This window comes from Brucella sp. NBRC 113783 (assembly GCF_040372265.1).
Lineage (GTDB): Bacteria > Pseudomonadota > Alphaproteobacteria > Rhizobiales > Rhizobiaceae > Brucella > Brucella teleogrylli.
The window spans coordinates 153,205-173,996 of the sequence record NZ_BAABRX010000005.1 but is presented as its reverse complement, the minus strand read 5'-3'; the positions used below and the strand labels follow the sequence as shown (position 1 = coordinate 173,996).

Below are 20,792 nucleotides of genomic sequence, written 5' to 3'. Positions count from 1 at the left end.
ACCATGACAATCAATGGATGGATACAGATCCTCGTTTTTTGCGGGATCATCATTCTGCTCGTAAAGCCGCTTGGCTTCTATTTAACGCGCGTCTTCAACGGCGAACGAACGTTCCTTTCGCCAATTCTCGTTCCGGTCGAACGCGGGCTCTACCGCCTTGCAGGCACTGGCGAACGCGAGGAACAGCACTGGACGAGCTATACCGCCGCCATGCTGCTGTTCAACTTGACCGGGTTCGTTCTGCTTTATGCCATGCAGCGGTTTCAGGGTGCATTGCCCTTCAACCCCATGGGCATGAGCAATGTGCCCGCTGACCTCGCCTTCAACACCGCCGCCAGTTTCGTGACAAACACCAACTGGCAGAACTATGGCGGCGAAAGCACCATGTCCTATCTGACGCAGATGGCCGGATTGACGGTGCAGAACTTCGTCTCGGCTGCAACGGGTGTGGCGATCGCGATAGCGCTTATCCGCGCTTTCTCTCGCAAATCCATGAAAACGCTTGGTAACTTCTGGGTCGATCTCACGCGCTGCACGCTTTATATCCTGCTGCCAATTTGCATCGTGATGACGCTTGCCTTCGTCGCATTGGGCGTTCCGCAAACGCTTGGCGCCTATGCGCAGGCCACGACGCTTGAAGGCGCGCGGCAGGTCATCGCGCTTGGGCCGGTTGCATCGCAGCTGGCGATCAAGATGCTGGGCACCAATGGCGGTGGTTTCTTCAACGCCAATTCCGCGCATCCGTTTGAAAATCCGGACGCCATTTCGAACATGATCCAGATGGTTGCGATCTTCGCCATCGGCGCATCGCTGACCAATGTCTTTGGCCGCATGGTCGGCAATGAAAAGCAGGGCTGGGCCATTTTCGCGGCCATGGGCGTGTTGTTCGTTGCAGGCGTTGCCATTTGTTACTGGGCAGAAGCTGCCGGCAACCCGCTGATCCACGCACTCGGCATCGACGGTGCCAATATGGAAGGCAAAGAAACCCGTTTCGGTATCGCCATGACCGCCCTTTTCGCCGTGGTCACGACTGCCGCATCCTGTGGCGCGGTGATCGCCATGCATGACAGCATGATGGCGCTCGGCGGCATGATCCCGATGATCAATATGATGCTCGGCGAAATCATCATCGGCGGTGTCGGCGCAGGTTTTTACGGCATTATCCTGTTCGTTGTGGTGGCGATTTTCGTGGCTGGCCTGATGGTCGGTCGCACGCCGGAATATCTGGGCAAGAAGATCGAGGCCAGGGAAGTCAAAATGGCGATGCTGGCCGTGCTGTGCCTGCCGCTGTCGATCCTCGGCTTTACCGCAATCGCTGCCGTCATTCCGGCTGGCCTTGGCTCCATCGCCAATCCGGGACCGCACGGCTTTTCGGAAATCCTCTATGCCTATACGTCCGGCACGGCCAATAACGGCTCGGCTTTCGGCGGGCTTTCCGGCAATACGCCCTGGTACAATATCACCATCGGGCTTGCGATGCTGATGGGGCGCTTTCTCGTCATTGTTCCCGCCATGGCCATTGCCGGATCGCTGGTCGCCAAGAAAATCGCTCCGCAATCGGCCGGCACCTTCCCGACCCATGGTCCATTGTTCGTGGGCTTGCTGATCGGCGTCATTCTGGTTGTCGGCGGGCTGATCTTCTTCCCCGCGCTGGCGCTCGGCCCCGTCGCCGAACACCTCGCTCTGATCCAGGGAAAGACCTTGTGATGCTGAAACCATCGAACTGCATTCTGTCGATCCTTGCCGTGATGCTCATCCTGTTTCTCGCCATCCGGCTGATCTGAGCGTCCGCTTCGCAAAACATCCACTGGAGCCTCGTTATGAGCCAGTCCAAATCTGCGAGCATTCTCGATGCCCGTATTCTTATCCCGGCGGTCGGCGATGCCTTCCGCAAACTGAACCCGAAAAGCCTCGCCCGAAACCCGGTCATGTTCGTCGTGGCCGTCGTTTCGGCGCTCACCACGGTACTGCTTGCAAAGGACATTGCCACAGGCGGCGGCAATGTCGGCTTTTCTGCCCAGATCGTGCTGTGGCTCTGGTTTACAGTGCTGTTCGCCAATTTTGCCGAAGCCGTTGCCGAAGGGCGCGGCAAGGCGCAGGCGGAATCATTGCGCCGCACCCGCACTGAAACCCAGGCCAAGCTTCTGAGCGGCGACAGCAAGACCGATTACAAGACCGTGGCCGGAACAAGCCTCAAGGTCGGCGATATCGTTCTCGTTGAAGCAGGTGACATCATCCCCTCCGATGGCGAAGTGATCGAGGGTGTCGCCTCGGTTAACGAAGCCGCCATCACCGGCGAATCCGCACCGGTCATCCGCGAATCCGGCGGCGACCGTTCCGCCGTCACCGGCGGTACGCAGGTCCTCTCCGACTGGATCAGGGTGCGCATCACGGCAGCGCAGGGCTCGACCTTCATCGACAAAATGATCAGCCTTGTGGAAGGTGCTGAACGCCAGAAAACGCCGAACGAAATCGCGCTCAACATCCTGCTTGCAGGCATGACGCTGATCTTCGTTCTGGCCGTGGTGACAATTCCAAGCTTCGCGACCTATGCGGGCGGCTATATCCCCGTCATCGTGCTGGTTGCCCTGTTCGTTACGCTGATCCCGACCACCATCGGTGCGCTGCTGTCAGCTATCGGCATTGCAGGCATGGACCGTCTGGTGCGCTTCAATGTGCTGGCCATGTCGGGCCGTGCGGTGGAGGCGGCAGGCGATGTAGACACATTGCTTCTGGACAAGACCGGCACGATCACGCTTGGCAATCGTCAGGCAACAGCCTTCATGCCCATCACCGACGTAAGCGAACAGGAACTGGCCGACGCAGCACAACTCGCCTCCCTTGCCGATGAAACGCCGGAAGGTCGTTCCATCGTGGTTCTGGCCAAGGAAAAATACGCCATTCGCGGTCGCAATATGCAAAGCCTGCATGCGACTTTTGTGCCCTTTACGGCGCAGAGCCGCATGAGCGGCGTTGATATTGACGGTTCGTCCATTCGCAAGGGTGCCGTGGATGCCGTGCTGAAAAACGCGACTTCGGATGCAAAAACCGTTCACGAACTGCAAGCCATCGCCGACACCATTGCCAAGGGTGGCGGCACGCCGCTTGCCGTGATCAAGGATGACAAGCTGCTCGGCGTTATCCATCTGAAGGATATCGTCAAGGGCGGCATTCGTGAGCGTTTTTCCGAATTGCGGCGCATGGGCATCCGCACGGTGATGATCACCGGTGACAATCCCATGACGGCAGCAGCAATTGCTGCGGAAGCGGGCGTGGATGATTTTCTGGCGCAGGCAACGCCGGAGAACAAGCTGGCGCTTATCCGCGAGGAACAGGCCAAGGGCAAACTGGTCGCCATGTGTGGTGATGGCACCAACGATGCGCCAGCGCTTGCGCAGGCCGATGTGGGTGTCGCCATGAACACTGGTACGGTTGCCGCCCGCGAAGCGGGCAATATGGTCGATCTCGACAGCGATCCGACCAAGCTCATCGAGATTGTTGAAATCGGCAAGCAGCTTCTGATGACGCGCGGCGCGCTCACGACTTTCTCCATCGCCAACGATATCGCGAAATATTTCGCGATCATTCCGGCCATGTTTCTGGCTTTTTATCCGCAGCTTGGCGCGCTGAACATCATGAACCTCGCCACGCCGCAAAGCGCTATTCTCTCGGCCATCATCTTCAACGCCCTCATCATCGTGGCGCTGATCCCGCTGTCGTTGAAAGGCGTGAAGTATAAGGCCGTTGGCGCAGGCGCCCTGCTCTCCCGCAACCTGCTCATCTACGGTCTCGGCGGAGTCATCGTTCCGTTCATCGGCATCAAGGCCATCGACATGGCCCTCATTGCCCTTGGCCTTGCATAAGGATTTTCACCCATGTTGAAGCAACTTCGCCCTGCACTGGTCATGATCGTCGCACTCACCGTGATTACCGGGTTTATCTATCCGCTCGGCATGACAGGCCTTGCGCAGGCAATCTTTCCGCAACAGGCCAATGGCAGCCTGATCGAGAAGGATGGAACGGTCATCGGCTCTGAACTGATCGGCCAGAATTTTGCCAGTGACCGTTATTTCCACGGTCGCCCATCTGCCGCAGGCAAGGATGGCTACGATGCATCCAGTTCCGGCGGCTCCAATCTCGGCCCGACCAATCCCGCCTTGGTCGAGCGGATCAAGAGCGAGGCGGAATCGTTAAAACAGTCAGCGCCTGCCGCCTCGATCCCTATCGATCTCGTGACCACTTCGGCCAGCGGTCTCGACCCGCATATTTCGCCGGAAGCAGCCTTTTATCAGATACCGCGTGTCGCCAAGGCGCGGGGTATCAGCGAAGCCACGCTGCGCGGCATTGTGGAGCAGCAGGTGGAAGACCGAAAACTCGGCTTTCTCGGCGAAGCTGTGGTCAATGTCCTGAAACTCAATCTAGTTCTGGACAGAACCGCAGCAAAATGAGGTAGATTGCGGGTGGCGCTCATGTCGCCGCCCGCTTCGCAGGAGCATTATCATTGATGTCGGACGACATTCGCGCTGACAACACACGGCCCTCTCCCGATGCCCTGCTCGAACAGGCGGAGCGCGAAACGCGTGGCCGCCTGAAGATATTTCTGGGCGCAGCACCCGGTGTCGGCAAAACCTATGAAATGCTGATGTCCGGCAGGGCGCGCAAGGCCGATGGCGTTGATATCGTTATCGGCGTTGTCGAAACCCATGGCCGCCGCGACACCGAAGCACTGGTCGATGGGCTGGAAATCATTCCGCGCGCCCGCGTCGCCTATCATGGCCATGAACTGGAAGAGATGGACATTGACGCCGTGCTGGCGCGCCGTCCGCAGCTGGTTCTGGTGGATGAACTCGCCCACAGCAATGCGCCCGGAAGCCGACACCCCAAGCGCTATCAGGATGTGGAGGAAATCCTCGCGCAAGGGATAGACGTCTATACCACGCTCAACATTCAACACGTCGAAAGCCTGAATGATGTGGTGGCGCAGATCACGCGCATTCGCGTTCGTGAGACCGTGCCGGACAGCATTATCGACCGCGCCGACGATATAGAGCTGATCGACCTGACGCCGGGCGACCTCATCAAACGGCTCAATGAAGGCAAGGTCTATCTTCCAAAGACCGCGAAGCGCGCAATTCGCAACTATTTCTCGCCCGGCAATCTGACGGCGCTCCGCGAGCTGGCACTGCGGCGCACTGCGCAGCGGGTGGACGAACAGCTTCTCACCCATATGCGCGCCCATGCTATTGAGGGTCCGTGGGCTGCCGGCGACCGTATTCTTGTTGCCGTGGATGAAAGACCGCGTAGCGCGTCTCTCGTGCGCTATGCGCGCCGTCTTGCCGACCGGCTGCGCGCGCCATGGGCGGTCATTTACATTGAAACACCCCGCTCGGCCACCATGTCGGAGGATGAAAAAGACCGGCTGTCGGCAACCATGCGCCTTGCCGAACAGTTGGGCGGCGAACCGATCATCATTCCCGGCCAGTCGGTGGCCGAAGACATTATCCGCTATGCCAGCACGCATAATTTCACGCAGGTTGTCGTCGGCAAATCGGCCAAGCCGCGCTGGCGTGAAATCATCGAAGGTTCGGTCGGGCACGATCTGATCCGCCGGGCAGGCGCCATCGATGTTCACATCACCGCTGGCATTGATCAGGAGGCGGCAAATGCTGCCCGCAAGGTCAAGACCGCCGCGCCAACCGCGAGCCTGCAACTCCTGCCCTATGTGATTGGCATGGCGGTCATCACGGCGGCGCTCGCCGTCGGGCTGCTGCTCGACCAGTTTCTCGACGTGCGCAGCATAGCGCTGGTCTTCGTGGTCGGCGTTCTCGGCGTTGCAGTAACGCTTGGCCTGTGGCCAGCGCTGTTTGTGTCCGTCATCAGCGCTTTCGCCTATAATTTCTTCTTTCTCCTGCCGCTTTACACCCTGTCCATTGCGGACCCGGAAAGCGTGGTCGCCCTCGTCTTCTTCCTGCTCGTCAGTTTCGTGGCCAGCAATCTGGCAAGCCGCGTGCAGCGTCAGGCGGCATCGGCGCGCCAGCGCGCGCGCATGACGGAGGATCTCTATCTTTTCAGCAAAAAGCTCGCGGGCACCGGTTCGCTGGACGATGTCCTTTGGGCAACGGCGTTCCAGATCGCGTCCATGCTGAAGGTGCGAGCCGTCATCCTGCTGCCGGAACGCGAAAGCATCGCGGTGCGCGCCGGATATCCGCCGGACGACACGCTCGACGATGCCGATATCGCCGCTGCCCATTGGGCATGGGAGCACAATCTGCCCGCAGGACGTGGTGCGGATACGCTGCCCGGCGCGCGCCGCCTTTACTTGCCACTGCGCACGGCGCGAACCTCGGTCGGCGTTATCGGTCTCGACAATGACCGGCAGGGACCGATACTCACGCCAGAGCAGCAGAGACTGTTCGAAGCGCTGGCCGATCAGGCCGCCATCGCCATCGAGCGCGTGCAACTGGTGGAGGATGTCGAGCGGGCGAAGCTTGCTGCGGAAACCGACAAGTTGCGCTCCGCACTTCTCACTTCGATTTCGCACGACCTCAAGACCCCGCTCGCGGCCATCATGGGTGCGGCCACCACATTGCGTGAATATCACGGCTCTTTGCCCGCTGAAGATCAGGCCGATCTTTATCAGACCATCGTGGATCAGTCGGAACGTCTCAACCGCTTCATCGCCAATCTTCTGGACATGACCCGGATTGAAGCAGGCGCGATGGAGCCGAACCTTTCCCCGCATTATATCGGCGATATTGTCGGCGCTGCCCTGCACCGCGCCGCCAAAATTCTTGTGCGCCATGCGGTGCGCGTATCAGTACCCGCCGATCTGCCGATGCTGCGGCTGGATGCGGTGCTGTTTGAACAGGTTCTGTTCAATCTTCTCGACAATGCCGCGAAATATGCGCCGGACGCCTCTGAAATTACCATCGAAGCCCATATCAGCGGCACGCGGCTTATTCTGGAAATTGCCGATCAGGGGCCGGGCATCCCCGCCGACGACACGGAACGGATTTTCGACAGCTTCTATCGCGTTCGCAAGGGTGATCACGTACAAGCGGGTACAGGCCTTGGCCTTTCTATCGCGCGCGGTTTTGTCGAAGCGATGGGCGGCACCTTATCCGCCCGCAATCGCGGCCACAGCAGTGCGGGCGCGGTCTTCGTCATATCCCTGCCGCTTCCATCCGGCGACGCTGAAACGGAAACAACGCAATGAATATGCAAAGCGTCAAAGTGCTGATCGTCGATGACGAACCGCCGATCCGCAAACTTCTGCGCGTCGGGCTGACCACCGAGGGTTACACGACCGTTGAAGCCGCCAATGCTACCGAAGCGATCGAAAAGATTGAGGCAGAAAGTCCAGACCTGGTACTGCTCGACCTCGGCCTGCCGGATATGGACGGGCACCGGCTCCTGCTGCAATGGCGACAGGAAGGGCGCAGCCTGCCCATCCTCATTCTTTCGAGCCGCACCGACGAAGTGGGCATTGTGAAAGCTCTCGAACTCGGCGCCGACGATTATGTGACCAAGCCCTTCGGTATGCGCGAACTTGCGGCACGCATGCGCGTTGCGCTCCGCCACAAGCTGCAACAGCAAGGCGAAAAGCCGATTTTCCAGAGCGGTGGTCTTTCGGTCGATCTGGTGCGGCGCATCGTCAGGGTCGATGGCAACGACATCAAGCTTTCGCCCAAAGAATACGATATTCTGCGCCTTCTGGTGCAGCATGCGGGCAAGGTTTTGACGCATCAATTTATTCTGAATTACGTCTGGGGTCCGGCGGCAGACGTGCAATATTTGCGCATCTATGTGCGCCAGCTTCGTCACAAGATCGAAGCCCTGCCCGACCAGCCGCAATATATTCTCACCGAAACCGGTGTTGGCTATCGCCTGCGTGAAGCGGACGCCCTATAATCAGAAAGACGCTGAGAAAACCGGTAACGGAGGTATTCGATGGTCGAGCTGACGAACAATCTGGAGAATCTGGAATTCATTATATCAAAGGCGCGCGAATATGACGTGCAAGTGCCTGCGGTGGACGAGGATTCCGGCTCCAATCCCGGCGACGACAGGGATGTCGATATTCTCGATGCGTCAATTGACAACCCAACCCGGAAAGAGCTTTTCGCCGCCATCCGCTCGCTGAACGAAGATCAGCGTATCGAATTGCTCGCCTTGATGTGGGTGGGGCGCGGCGATTTCTCGGCAGAGGAATGGGACGACGCGCTATCCACCGCAAGCGAACGCCATAATGGGCGCGAGGCAAAATACCTGATCGGAACACCGCTTCTGGGCGATTATATCGAGGAAGGCCTTGTGTCGCTCGGCATCGATGTCGAAGCCTACGATAATGAATAAGAAAAATTGATGGTTCCATCCGTCCTTCTGTTTTGACGCTGCCATATCCGGGCATTAGAGTTGCCCGCAAATGTAACCGGTTCGATCTGGATCCGCTTGCAGAACAACATATGGGAATTCAAAAACGACGGAGGAAAGCGCCATGCTTCAGAAGAACCTGGTTCAGAAAACGGATTTTTATATCGACGGCGCCTGGCGGGCTCCAATCGACGCCAAGAGCATCGAAGTCGTCAATCCGGCCAATGAAAAGCCCTATGCGGTGATCTCTGGCGGTTCGGCTGCCGATATCGATCTCGCGGTTGCGGCAGCGCGCAAAGCCTTCCCTGCATGGGCCGAAACGCCCGCGAAGGAGCGTATCGCCTATATCCGCCGTATTGCTGAAATCTACGATTCCCGCATGGATGAAATGGCCAAGGCCATTTCGCACGAAATGGGGGCGCCGATCACGCTTGCGCGTGAATCGCAGGCTGCCGTTGGCGTGTCGCATATCAAGGCTTTTGTCGCTGCCTTCGAGAGTTTCGAGTTCGAAGAAATTCTTTCTCCGAAATTTCCAAACCAGACCATCGTGCACGAACCGATCGGCGTTTGCGGGCTGATCACCCCGTGGAACTGGCCGATGAACCAGATTGCGCTGAAGGTCATTCCCGCGATTGCGGTTGGCTGCACGGTCGTGCTCAAGCCGTCCGAAATCGCACCGATGTCGGCGATGCTGTTTGCGGAATTCGTCGATGCAGCCGGTCTGCCGAAGGGCGTGTTCAACCTCGTCAATGGCGAAGGTCCGGTGGTCGGCGAAGCGCTGTCGCAGCACCCGGATGTGGACATGATGTCCTTCACCGGCTCGACGCGCGCAGGCACGGCGGTTTCCCGCGCCGCAGCGGCAACCGTCAAGCGCGTTTCGCTGGAACTCGGCGGCAAGTCGCCGAACATCGTCTTTGCCGATAGCGATCTGGAAAAGACCATCGAGCGCAGCCTTGCCCATTGCTTCGAGAATACCGGCCAGTCCTGCAATGCGCCGACGCGCATGCTGGTTGAGCGCTCGGTCTATGACAAGGCCGTCGAACTCGCGAAGAAGGTCACCGAAGGCACTAAGGTTGGCGATCCTGCGGAAGAAGGCGATCATATCGGGCCACTTTCCTCGTCGATTCAGTTCGAAAAGGTCCAAAAGCTGATCCAGAAAGGCATCGATGAAGGCGCACGCCTCGTTGCCGGCGGCACTGGCCGCCCGGATGGCTTCACCGAAGGCGACTTCGTCAAGCCGACCGTCTTCGCCGATGTGAACAACGACATGACCATCGCCCGCGAAGAAATCTTCGGACCAGTGCTGGCCATGATCCCGTTTGAAACGGAAGAAGAAGCTATCGCCATCGCCAACGATACGCCTTACGGTCTGGCCGCCTATATCCAGACCGGCAGCCCGGAACGCGCCAAGCGCGTTGCGCGCAAGCTTCGCGCAGGCATGATCCAGATCAACGGCACGTCCCGCGCTCCGGGCAGCCCGTTCGGCGGATACAAGCAGTCGGGCAACGGTCGCGAAGGCGGCAAATGGGGCCTCGAAGACTTCATGGAAGTGAAGCTGATCAGCGGTTGATCTCAACCAGCAGATGTTAAACATGAAAAAGCGCCGCTAAACGGCGCTTTTTTTCCTTTATAAAAGTTCACTCTCGAAATCGAGACCGTTCAGGCAACCGGCGTGGATGGGAACAGCGCCTGCAAGGCATCGTAGGATGCCAGCACGGTTTCCATCTGCGCGGTATGGCCCTTGACGAAAGCATCACCATAGACCGTTTCGTCCGGATATTCGGTGATGAGCGTCATTGGCACCGTATGTCGGTCATCGACGCCGACAAGGCACGGAAATCCGTTGATGATGCGGAAACCCGTTTCGCCTGCATGCTGCTCGAAAAGCCTGATCTGGGCGTTGTTATAAGCGACCAGCCCGTCAATCGCGGCCAGATGTTTCGTTACGCGGTCGATCAGTTCCTCTGCGTGCCTCTCCCATGAGGCATGGTGGCGGATGATCAGGAAAAAGCCTTTCGGCAGCGTCCACATGGCAAAGGAACGCGGCACATAGCCTGAGAGCGGGCGCGTCCATTCATGCGACGGATAACCATGCAGGTTGACGTGCAGTTTCGCATCCGTCAGCCTTTCAGCCTCGACACGAATGGCCTTTTCGTAGAGCCCCTCGCCGCTGCGATATTCCAGATCATCACCCAGCGCCGTATAGCGCGCCGCATGATGTATGTGGTGCGGCTGCAGTGCGCAAAGCCGCTTGTGTATCTCGTATCCATCCGGGTTTTCCTGCGGGGAGATCGTGAAATGCGCGCCTTCGCGCGTGACAAGCCGATTGGCCGCACGCAACGCGCCGACAACGCCCGTCGTTTCATTGGCATGCTGACCGGCGCTGATCATCATCGCGGCATCGCTGCCCTTGCGATAGGTCGCGCGCACCGCTCTGCCCGAACGGGTTTTTGCCTCGAACGGCTCACCGCCCAGACGGGCGAGTTCACGGCGGATCTGATCGGCGGAAAGCGGCGCTTGCGCCGTCTCCAGCACCTGTTCTGCCGTCAGCGCGTCATCGGTGGAAAGCGGTCTCGTTTCCACTCTGACCGACGGCTCGGCATCGCGAAAGCAGACTTCTGGCACAATCTGGCCCGGTTGCAACCCACGATCACCCACTGGACGACTGGACTTTTTTTGAAATACTTCAAGCAGCGAGAAATAGATATCCTCGTGCATGGCTTCGGTGAGGCTCAGCGTTTCCTCATCGTAAGGCAGGCGACGGTCGGTGATGGGCAAGCTGACCGTAATGTTCAGTTCATCGAAATAAGGTTCGCCACGCTTCCAGTCATGGGCCGCGATGGTCGAAACCGTGTCATGAAAGAGCTTTTCATAGGATGTTTCATAGCGCGCGCTTTCAGTCTTGCCGCCTTGCGTGACCGTCAGCCAGCCGGTTGGCGAGACCAGCGTTTCGCCGATGAAATCCACATGCACGCGGTTCGGGGCAAAAACCCGGTGCTTCTCGCTATGACCATCGGTAAAGGTCAGATCGACTTCATAATGAAAATCGTCTTTGTCCGAAGCTGCAAAAGCCACCTCCGCCTCCGGCAGCAGCACTGACAAAGGATAGGTTTCGAGCAGGAAACGGTTCTGCACGCAGGCTTCGTGGCGTGGATAGCGGATCGCAGCCGACTTCAGCGCCGCGCCATCGACTTCTTCCAGAAAGAAATGCAGGAGCGGCTTGTAAGCCGAGCGCAGGCGCGCCTCGACGCCTGCTTCGCGCAGCTTCGTTTCCGCTGCAAAGCGGCTCGGCTGGTCATCGAACAGCCAGGCTTCCACCTTCGCGTCGCGCATTTCCGGTTTCAGAAAATGATCGACAAGCGCATGAACGGTACGCGGATAGGTTTTCTCAAAAAGCACGCTCATCGGGAAGTCCTGCCAATGGGATCAAAGCGGGGTCAAGGCTGTCGCGCAGCCAGTCGCCAAGAAGATTTTGGAATATACCCCGAAAAGGGTGAAACGGTTTTCGGGATGTGCGTATAAACAAATACTGAGAGCGCGTCACCCTAATAGGATAAATGCGACCCGCTTTATAACTTGTGTGAGGGAGCCAGCGATGAGCGGAACGGGACGCGGAGTATGGGATTTCTGGATCGACCGCGGCGGTACGTTTACGGACGTCATCGGGCGGGATCCGCAGGGCCAGCTCCATGCACGCAAGGTTCTCTCCGAAAACCCGTCTGCCTATAAGGATGCCGCCGTTCACGGCATTCGCCTGCATCTGGGCCTGAACTCCGGTGAAACGATTCCCGCCGGTGCCATCGGCGAAGTTCGCATGGGCACGACGGTCGCCACCAATGCGCTTCTGGAGCGCAAGGGCGAGCGGCTGGCCCTTGTTACCACAAGGGGTTTCCGTGATGCGCTGCGCATTGGCTATCAGGAACGCAAGAACATCTTCGCGACCGAAATCATCAAGCCGGAAGCGCTTTATGAAAAGGTCGTGGAACTGAATGAGCGCGTTCAGGCGGATGGCACGGTTGAAACGGCTCTCGATCCCTCCGAGGCCGAAGCCGTACTGGTTGCGCTGAAGGAACAGGGCTACAAATCCGTCGCCATCGCGCTCATGCATGCTTTTAAGTTTCCCTCACATGAGGCTGAAATTGCTCGCATTGCGCGCGGTCTCGACTTCGAGCAGGTCTCCGTTAGCCACGAGGTTTCGCCGCTGATCAAGCTGGTCGGTCGTGGCGACACTACAGTCGTCGATGCCTATCTGTCGCCGGTTCTTCGCCGTTACGTTGCGCAGGTTTCCAATGAGCTGGATGTCGAGCGCACCGGCGCGCGCGTCATGTTCATGATGTCGTCGGGTGGTCTCACGGCCGCTGATCTGTTTCAGGGCAAGGATGCAATCCTGTCCGGCCCGGCTGGTGGCGTTGTCGGCCTCGCCCGAACCGGCGAAACGGCAGGCTTTCCGAAAGTCATCGGCTTTGACATGGGCGGCACCTCCACGGACGTCGCGCATTTCGATGGCGAATATGAACGCGCTTTCGAAACGGAAGTGGCTGGCGTGCGCGTGCGGGCACCGATGATGCTGATCCACACCGTTGCCGCAGGCGGCGGCTCGATCCTGCATTATGACGCCGGACGTTTCCGCGTCGGCCCGGATTCGGCGGGCGCCAATCCCGGTCCGGCCTGCTATCGCAACGGTGGACCGCTCGCCGTCACCGATGCCAATGTCATGCTGGGCAAGCTTCTGCCGGAATTTTTCCCGGCAATCTTTGGCCCGGACCAGAACCAGACGCTCGATGTGGAGCGGGTGCGGGAACTTTTCTCCGCGCTCGCAGCCGAAATTGGCGATGGTCGCTCGCCGGAAGCCGTTGCCGATGGATTCATCCGCATTGCAGTGGCCAATATGGTCGAGGCCATCAAGAAAATTTCCGTCCAGCGCGGCTATGACGTGACGCGCTATGCGCTCAACTGCTTTGGCGGTGCGGGTGGCCAGCACGCCTGTCTCGTTGCCGATGCGCTTGGCATGAAGAATATTCTCCTCCATCCAATGTCCGGTCTGCTGTCCGTCTATGGCATGGGTCTGGCCGATATTCGCGCCACCCGTCAAAAGGCGCTCGGCGTCGCGCTCGATCCGGCAGCGCCTTCAGCCCTGAAAGAACTGGGTGAAGAACTGGCGCAGGAATGCGTGGCCGAACTTCTGGCTCAAGGCATAGAAGCCGCAGCCGTGCAGCGTCATCTGCGCGCCCACATCCGCTATGCGGGCACCGACACCGTGCTCTCCGTTGAAGCCACCTTCCCTGCTAAGGACAATGCCGACCGCCTTCGCGCCGAGTTCGAGGCGGCCCATAAGCGCCGTTTCGGCTTCATTGCGGAGAACAAGGCTCTCGTTATCGACGCGGTGGAAGTCGAAGCCGTGGGTGGTGGCGCAGGCGAAACCGAAAGCGCCCAATCGCTCGACAGCGATCTGGAAGCTGCAACCGCCAAGCGGACCCGCTTCTTCTCGCAGGGCGAGTTGCACGACGCGGGCGTTGTCTTGCGCGAGCAGATGCAACGCGGCCAGACTGTCACCGGCCCGGCGATCATCATCGAGAAAAACCAGACTATCGTTATCGAAGATGGCTGGCAGGCCCGCCTGACTGCGCATGACCACGTCGTGCTGACGCGCATCAAGGCGCTGCCTGCGCGCACGGCCATCGGCACCGAAGCCGACCCGGTCATGCTGGAGATTTTCAACAATCTCTTCATGTCCATTGCTGAGCAGATGGGCGTTACGCTTCAAAACACTGCCTATTCGGTCAATATCAAGGAGCGTCTCGACTTTTCCTGTGCGGTTTTCGACGCGGCAGGCAATCTTGTCGCCAATGCGCCGCATATGCCGGTGCATCTCGGTTCCATGGATGCGTCGGTCGCCACCGCCATCCGCGAAAACAGCGACATCAAGCCGGGCGATGTGTTCCTCATCAACGCACCTTATAATGGCGGCACCCATCTGCCCGACCTCACCGTCTGCACGCCGGTTTTCGACGACGACAATCGTGAAATCCGCTTCTGGGTGGCAAGCCGTGGGCACCATGCGGATATTGGCGGCATTGCGCCGGGTTCCATGTCGCCGCTTGCGGTCAATATCGAGCAGGAAGGCGTCTATATCGACAATTTCAAGCTGGTCGATCGCGGCACCTTCCGCGAAGAGGCGCTTGCCGCTCTGCTGACTGGCGCGACCTACCCTGTCCGTAACCTGACGCAGAACGTCAACGACCTGAAGGCGCAGATCGCGGCCAACGAAAAGGGCGTGACCGAGCTGAAAAAGATGATCGGCCTATTCGGCGAGCATGTCGTGAAAGCCTATATGGGCCACGTTCAGGACAATGCCGCCGAAAGCGTGCGCCGCGTACTCGACAAGCTGCCGGACGGCCATTTCACCTATGAGATGGACCAGGGCTGCCAAATCGAGGTGCGCGTCACCATCGACAAGGAAAAGCGCGAAGCGACGGTCGATTTCACCGGCACGTCGGAACAGCGTTCCGACAATTTCAATGCGCCAGAGCCCGTCACCCGCGCGGCTGTGCTTTATGTCTTCCGCGTGCTGGTTGAGGGCGACATTCCGATGAATGCGGGCTGCCTGCGACCGATCAGGATCATTGTGCCGGAAGGCTCGATGCTCTCTCCGCAATATCCAGCGGCGGTCGTGGCGGGCAATGTCGAAGTCAGTCAGGCTGTCACCAACTGCCTGTTCGGCGCGACCAAGGCGATGGCCGCAGCGCAGGGCACGATGAACAATCTAACTTTCGGCAATGATGAATATCAGTATTACGAAACCATCTGTTCCGGCGCGCCCGCCGGTCCCGGTTTCAACGGTGCCAATGCTGTGCACACCCACATGACCAATTCGCGCCTGACCGACCCGGAAATTCTGGAAACCCGCTTCCCCGTCTTGCTGGAAGACTTCCATATTCGAAAGGACTCCGGCGGCAGGGGCAAATGGCACGCGGGCGACGGCACCAGGCGCACGATCCGCGCGCTGAAAACGCTGGAATTTGCCATTCTTTCCGGTCATCGCCGGGTGGCGCCTTTCGGTCTGGAAGGCGGCGAAGCTGGCCAGACCGGCCGTAATGAAGTGCGTCGCAAGGACGGGTCCATCGACGTATTAGGAAATTGCGACCAGACTGTTCTGGAAGCAGGTGAAGCCTTCACCGTCATCACGCCGACTGGTGGCGGATACGGCAAGCCTGAATAACCGAGATGAATATTAACAAAGCACAACGCCGCCAGCTCATGTCTGGCGGCGTTGTGCATTCAACCGGGATAAAACCGGGCAAAATCAATGCGTGCCGACGCATTTGCGAACGGTTTTTCCACCCTTTCGGTCCACCCCGAAAAATGTTAGAATTATTCACCAAAATTCGATCTATAATTAGGATTCAATCCTAATAATTGCGTCTTTACCGTCGTTTTGGACGCATCTTTAGAATTAAATTTCTGCGATCAATAGAACATCAACCAGTTCACGGATACCGAAAATGAAATTCGCTCAGATCATCGCTACCGCAGGCATCATTCAGGCAGCTCTCTTCACCGGCGCAATGGCCGGAGAAAATCTCGACGCCATCAAGTCGGCGGGCGTTCTGAAGATCGGCACGGAAGGCACCTATGCGCCTTTCACCTATCACGACAAGGAAAACAAGCTCGTCGGCTTCGACGTGGAAATCGGTGAAGCCGTGGCTGCCAAGCTCGGCGTGAAGCCGGAATTCATCGAAGGCAAGTGGGACGGCCTCATCGCCGGTCTCGACGTCAATCGTTATGATGCCGTCATCAATCAGGTTGGCATCACCGAAGAGCGCAAGAAGAAGTTCAACTTCTCCAACCCTTACATCGTTTCCAAGGTTGTTCTGATCGTCAACGACAAGAACGACACGATCAAGGACTTTGCCGATCTGAAGGGCAAGAAGTCGGCACAGTCGCTGACCAGCAACTACGGCAAGCTCGCCAAGGAAGCCGGCGCGGAACTTGTGGCGACCGATGGTTTCGACCAGTCGATCCAGCTCGTGCTGACGGGCCGCGCCGATGCGACGCTCAATGACAGCCTATCCTTCCTTGACTTCAAGAAGCAGCAGCCGAAGGCTCCGGTCAAGATCGCCGCAGAGAAGGAAAATGCTGACGCTTCGGGCATCATCGTTCGCAAGGGCGACGACGACCTCGTCGCAGCCATCAACAAGGCGCTGGACGATATCAAGGCCGATGGCACCTACGACAAGATTGCGCAGAAATATTTCGGTCAGGACGTTTCCAAGTAAGCTTCCGGATACATAAACGATGAAGCCGGAATTCATTTCCGGCTTCTTTTATTGTGTAGTAGAAAATTATTCCCACTGAATTTCAGAGATCGTTTTCCACAAACAGTATAAGATGAATGAGAGTGCCTTGCCGGTGCCTGATCATCTCGATTTGAACCGACACTGCTTTGCGTGCGAAGGAGCAGACCTAAGTGCCTGATTGGCTACAACTCATGATCGAGTCGCTCCCGACCCTTCTCTGGGCGGGGCTGATCTTCACAATTCCACTGACATTGCTGTCCTTCGTTTTTGGTTTGGCGCTGGCGCTTCTGACGGCCCTCGTCCGGCTTTTCGCGCCGGTCTGGCTCTCATCAATTGCTCGCTTCTATGTCTGGATATTCCGTGGCACGCCGCTACTGGTGCAGCTTTTCGTGATCTTCTATGGCTTACCGAGCATTGGCATTTATCTCGATGCGTTCCCGGCAGCCCTCATTGGCTTCACGTTGAATGTCGGTGCCTATAGTTCGGAAATTATCCGCGCGGTCATCTCGTCCGTGCCCAAGGGCCAATGGGAAGCCGCCTATTCCATTGGCATGAGCTGGCGTCAGGCGCTGACCCGCACCGTGTTGCCGCAGGCGACGAGAATCGCTGTGCCGCCGCTTTCCAACACGTTCATTTCGCTTGTGAAAGATACCTCGCTCGCCGCCGCCATCACCGTGCCGGAGCTTTTCCAGTCGGCACAGCGCATCGTCGCTACAACCTACGAACCGCTGATCCTCTATATCGAGGCCGCGCTGATCTATCTGGCGCTGAGTTCGGTTCTGTCTGCCCTTCAGGTACGGCTTGAACGACGCTTCGGGCGCTATGGCGGCACGCTGGAGACAAACGCATGATCGAGCTGAAACACATCGTCAAGCGTTTCGACGACGCTGTTATCCTCAACGACATCAATGTCACGATCTCTGAAGGCTCGGTGACGGCCCTTGTCGGCCCATCAGGTGGCGGCAAGAGTACGCTTCTGCGCTGCATCAACCTGCTGGAAGTACCGACATCCGGCACGTTGTCGCTCGGCGGACAGACGCTGACTTTCGAGCCGGGGCGCAAGCCAAGCTGGCAGGCCATTCAGTCCATTCGCCGCCAGACCGGCATGGTGTTTCAGAATTTCCAGCTGTTTCCGCATCAGACCGCGATCCAGAATGTCATGGAAAGCCTCGTCACCGTGCTGAAATGGCCGAAAGCCAAGGCCCGCGAACGCGCGATGGAACTGTTGCAGAAAGTGGGCATGGCCCATAAGGCCGACGCCTGGCCATCGACCTTGTCCGGTGGGCAGCAGCAGCGCATCGCGATTGCCCGTGCGCTGGCGCCTTCGCCACGCGTGCTGCTATGCGACGAACCCACTTCGGCGCTCGATCCTGAACTTGCCTCGGAAGTGGTGGATGTGCTGAGCAAACTTGCCAAGGAAGGCACGACGATGGTGATTGCCACCCACGATCTGCGCCTCGCCTCGAAGATTTCGCAGAATGTGGTGTTTCTGGAATCGGGCAATATTGTCGAGACCGGCTCTGCGCATGAAGTTTTCACGCGCCCATCCCGCGAGCGTACCAAGCAGTTTGTCGCAACCATCAACGCCGCGCACACTTACGACATCTGACCGGACATTTTGCTTTCAAAAGAGGGCTTTCGTGTTTGCGAAGGCCCTCTCATTTTTCGCCTTGGCGCAATTCATTCGTTCTTTTCAAAATTTTCCGCCGAGTCTCACCGGCCTGCCCCTTGGTAAAAGAGGAAACCGCTGTTACATTAAGGGCAACGTAATAATTGAAGTGTCCAGCTTGCGTCCTGACGGTTCGCGCGGCGCTTATAAGGATCAGTACCTTGAAAAACCCCGAGGAGCGCCCCGTAGAAAAGGCGCATCAAGGGGCGTCCGGCGGACAATCGGGAAATGCTCAAGCCCGGAGTCCGTCCCACAACGGCAAGCGCAAAGCGCGCAAGGAAGCCGTTGCAGAAGCGGGCAATGCGCGTAGCGCACCCGATTCAGGATGCCCAAAGCCGCAAAGTGAAGCGGACGACAAGGGTTCCGGCAGCCAGCGGAAGCGTGCGCGCCGTCGTCACCGTGGCAAAGCGGGACGGCGATCGGAAGCAGCTGTTGCACAGAAAGCTGCGGAAGAAGCCGCGCATCAGGAAGCCAAGTCTCCCGGCAAAATTTCGAATCGTCGCCGACGCGCCCGCAAGAAGAAGCAGGCGCAGCAGCAGACGAATGCCGCGCCGCGGGCCGCTGAACACACCGCCAAGCAAGGCCACGAAACCCCGCGCCGTGACAACCATGCGCAGGCATCGTCTCAAGCCAAGCGCAAGAACGGCACGGCACAGCCTCCACGGCACTACCACGCCGAAGCGCCGCTTTATGCCGCGCTCGACCTTGGCACCAACAATTGCCGCCTGCTGGTTGCATCGCCGACCCGGCCGGGACAGTTTCGCGTTGTGGATGCTTTTTCGCGGATCGTGCGCCTCGGCGAAGGCTTGAGCGCGACTGGCAGACTGAGCGACAACGCCATGCTGCGCGCCATTGAAGCGCTCAAGATTTGCCGCGACAAGCTGGCGGGCAAGAAAATTCGCCGTTCGCGTCTGATTGCGACGGAGGCTTGCCGCGCGGCTTCCAACGGCGAAGAGTTTCTGGAGCGTGTCCGCGAGGAAACCGGACTTGAACTGGAAATCGTCGATCGCCAGACCGAGGCGCGTCTGGCCGTTTCGGGCTGCGGAACGCTGGTGGCGCGCGAAACGGAAGCCGTGGTGCTGTTCGATATTGGCGGCGGTTCATCCGAAATCGCGCTGATCGACGTTTCACAACGCCGTTCGCCGCGTCTTGCCGAACACATCATGGCATGGACGTCGCTGCCCGTTGGGGTCGTGACCCTTGCCGAGCGTTTCGGTGGGCGCAATGTCACGCAGGAAAGTTTCGAGGCGATGGTCGGTCATGTGACCGAGCTTCTGTCCAGCTTTGCCGAACGGCACTGCTTGGGCCAACTGGCTTCAAGCCCGCGTTTCCATTTGCTCGGCACATCCGGTACGGTGACCACACTGGCGGGTATTCATCTCGGTCTCGAACGCTATGATCGTCGCCGCGTCGATGGCATGTGGATGGGCTCGGAAGATGTGACGCAGATGACGAGCCGCCTCCTCTCCTGGGATTTCGAGGCGCGGGTGGCAAATCCATGCATCGGTGCGGACAGGGCCGATCTGGTTCTTGCAGGCTGCGCCATTCTCGATGCCATCCGCAAGGTTTGGCCGAGTGAAAAACTTCTGGTGGCGGATCGCGGTTTGCGTGAAGGCATCCTGACCGAACTGATGTCGCGCGACGGCGCATGGCGGCACAATCGTGCGCAATTGCGCCAATAAATGCGCTGTTGGCGCTAGAACAGGCAACTGAAAATGAGCAAAGCAGGCGGAAACAAGGGCGGCACGAAGACGGGCGCCAAAACTGGTGGGCGTGGTGGTGCGGGCACCAGCAATCTGCACGTGCGCGTGAAGAAAAAGGCAGGCACGATCAAGGAATCCTCGCGTCGCTGGCTGCTGCGTCACCTGAACGACCCCTATGTGCACAAGTCCAAGCAGGATGGCTATCGTTCGCGCGCGGCCTATAAGCTGATCGAAATCAACGACCGCTATGACCTGCTCAAGAAGGGGCAGAAGATCATCGATCTTGGCGCAGCACCGGGCGGCTGGTCGCAGATTGCGGCCAAGATCGTCGGCTCCACCGATGAAGACCCGCATGTTGTCGGCATCGACTATCTGCATGTCGATCCGCTGCCGGGCGTTATCCTTCTGGAAATGGACTTTCTCGACGATGAAGCACCCCAGAAGCTGATGGAAGCGCTTGGCGACAAGCCAGATCTCGTCATTTCCGATATGGCGGCACCTACCACCGGTCACCGTCGCACCGACCATCTGCGCACGGTGCATCTGTGTGAAGTGGCGGCTGATTTTGCGGTCTCGGTGCTCAAGCCCGGCGGCCACTTCCTGACCAAGACATTTCAGGGCGGCACGGAAAACGAGCTCCTGGCCATGCTGAAGCAGAAATTCCGCTCCGTGCATCACGTCAAACCGCCCGCATCGCGCGCGGAATCGGTGGAGCTTTATCTGCTCGCACGGGATTTTAAAGGCTGATTT

The 20,792-nt window shown here is 58.6% G+C and carries 14 protein-coding genes; 13 read left to right on the top strand and 1 reads right to left on the bottom strand.

Features of this window, described 5'->3' with window-relative positions:
• Positions 1 to 3: 3 nt before the first annotated feature.
• From kdpA to ABWW11_RS16840, 7 genes are all read left to right on the top strand, one after another.
• Positions 4 to 1,707, top strand: a complete 1,704-nt coding sequence (gene kdpA, locus ABWW11_RS16870; RefSeq protein ID WP_109367236.1) for a potassium-transporting ATPase subunit KdpA — start codon at positions 4 to 6, stop codon at positions 1,705 to 1,707.
• 113 nt (positions 1,708 to 1,820) lie between these two features.
• Entirely contained in the window at positions 1,821 to 3,863 is a 2,043-nt protein-coding gene (kdpB, locus tag ABWW11_RS16865) for a potassium-transporting ATPase subunit KdpB (RefSeq protein WP_109367235.1), read from the top strand.
• A 12-nt stretch (positions 3,864 to 3,875) separates the two neighbouring features.
• Positions 3,876 to 4,448 carry a potassium-transporting ATPase subunit KdpC gene (gene kdpC, locus ABWW11_RS16860; RefSeq protein WP_109367234.1) on the top strand — a complete coding sequence of 191 codons (573 nt, stop codon included), beginning with the start codon at positions 3,876 to 3,878 and terminating at the stop codon, positions 4,446 to 4,448.
• Between the two features lie 56 nt (positions 4,449 to 4,504).
• On the top strand, positions 4,505 to 7,216 hold the full coding sequence (locus ABWW11_RS16855) for a DUF4118 domain-containing protein (protein ID WP_109367233.1): 2,712 nt from the start codon (positions 4,505 to 4,507) through the stop codon (positions 7,214 to 7,216).
• Entirely contained in the window at positions 7,213 to 7,911 is a 699-nt protein-coding gene (locus ABWW11_RS16850; protein WP_109367232.1) for a response regulator transcription factor, read from the top strand. Before ABWW11_RS16855 ends, ABWW11_RS16850 begins: the two co-directional genes overlap by 4 nt.
• A gap of 39 nt (positions 7,912 to 7,950) precedes the next feature.
• Positions 7,951 to 8,355: a DUF3775 domain-containing protein gene (locus ABWW11_RS16845; RefSeq protein ID WP_109367231.1), complete on the top strand. Its 405-nt coding sequence runs from the start codon at positions 7,951 to 7,953 to the stop codon at positions 8,353 to 8,355.
• 142 nt (positions 8,356 to 8,497) lie between these two features.
• On the top strand, positions 8,498 to 9,943 hold the full coding sequence (locus ABWW11_RS16840; RefSeq protein WP_109367230.1) for an aldehyde dehydrogenase family protein: 1,446 nt from the start codon (positions 8,498 to 8,500) through the stop codon (positions 9,941 to 9,943).
• Between the two features lie 89 nt (positions 9,944 to 10,032).
• Here the strand turns inward: ABWW11_RS16840 and ABWW11_RS16835 are convergent, their stop codons facing one another.
• The gene (locus ABWW11_RS16835; protein ID WP_109367229.1) at positions 10,033 to 11,778 is read right to left on the bottom strand and encodes a M14 family metallopeptidase; all 1,746 of its coding nucleotides are present in this window, start codon (positions 11,776 to 11,778) and stop codon (positions 10,033 to 10,035) included.
• Between the two features lie 190 nt (positions 11,779 to 11,968).
• Between ABWW11_RS16835 and ABWW11_RS16830 the strand changes: the two genes are divergently transcribed.
• From ABWW11_RS16830 to ABWW11_RS16805, 6 genes are all read left to right on the top strand, one after another.
• Positions 11,969 to 15,592, top strand: a complete 3,624-nt coding sequence (locus tag ABWW11_RS16830) for a hydantoinase B/oxoprolinase family protein (RefSeq protein ID WP_319080504.1) — start codon at positions 11,969 to 11,971, stop codon at positions 15,590 to 15,592.
• Positions 15,593 to 15,875: 283 nt separating this feature from the next.
• Positions 15,876 to 16,649, top strand: a complete 774-nt coding sequence (locus ABWW11_RS16825) for an amino acid ABC transporter substrate-binding protein (RefSeq protein WP_109367227.1) — start codon at positions 15,876 to 15,878, stop codon at positions 16,647 to 16,649.
• Between the two features lie 191 nt (positions 16,650 to 16,840).
• A complete protein-coding gene (locus ABWW11_RS16820; protein ID WP_121538242.1) occupies positions 16,841 to 17,521 on the top strand; it encodes an amino acid ABC transporter permease in 681 nt (226 codons plus the stop codon).
• A complete protein-coding gene (locus ABWW11_RS16815) occupies positions 17,518 to 18,279 on the top strand; it encodes an amino acid ABC transporter ATP-binding protein (protein ID WP_109367225.1) in 762 nt (253 codons plus the stop codon). Before ABWW11_RS16820 ends, ABWW11_RS16815 begins: the two co-directional genes overlap by 4 nt.
• Before the next feature lie 221 nt (positions 18,280 to 18,500).
• The gene (locus tag ABWW11_RS16810; protein WP_109367224.1) at positions 18,501 to 20,021 is read left to right on the top strand and encodes a Ppx/GppA phosphatase family protein; all 1,521 of its coding nucleotides are present in this window, start codon (positions 18,501 to 18,503) and stop codon (positions 20,019 to 20,021) included.
• Positions 20,022 to 20,054: 33 nt separating this feature from the next.
• Positions 20,055 to 20,789 carry an RlmE family RNA methyltransferase gene (locus ABWW11_RS16805; protein ID WP_109367223.1) on the top strand — a complete coding sequence of 245 codons (735 nt, stop codon included), beginning with the start codon at positions 20,055 to 20,057 and terminating at the stop codon, positions 20,787 to 20,789.
• The last annotated feature ends 3 nt before the right edge of the window (positions 20,790 to 20,792 follow it).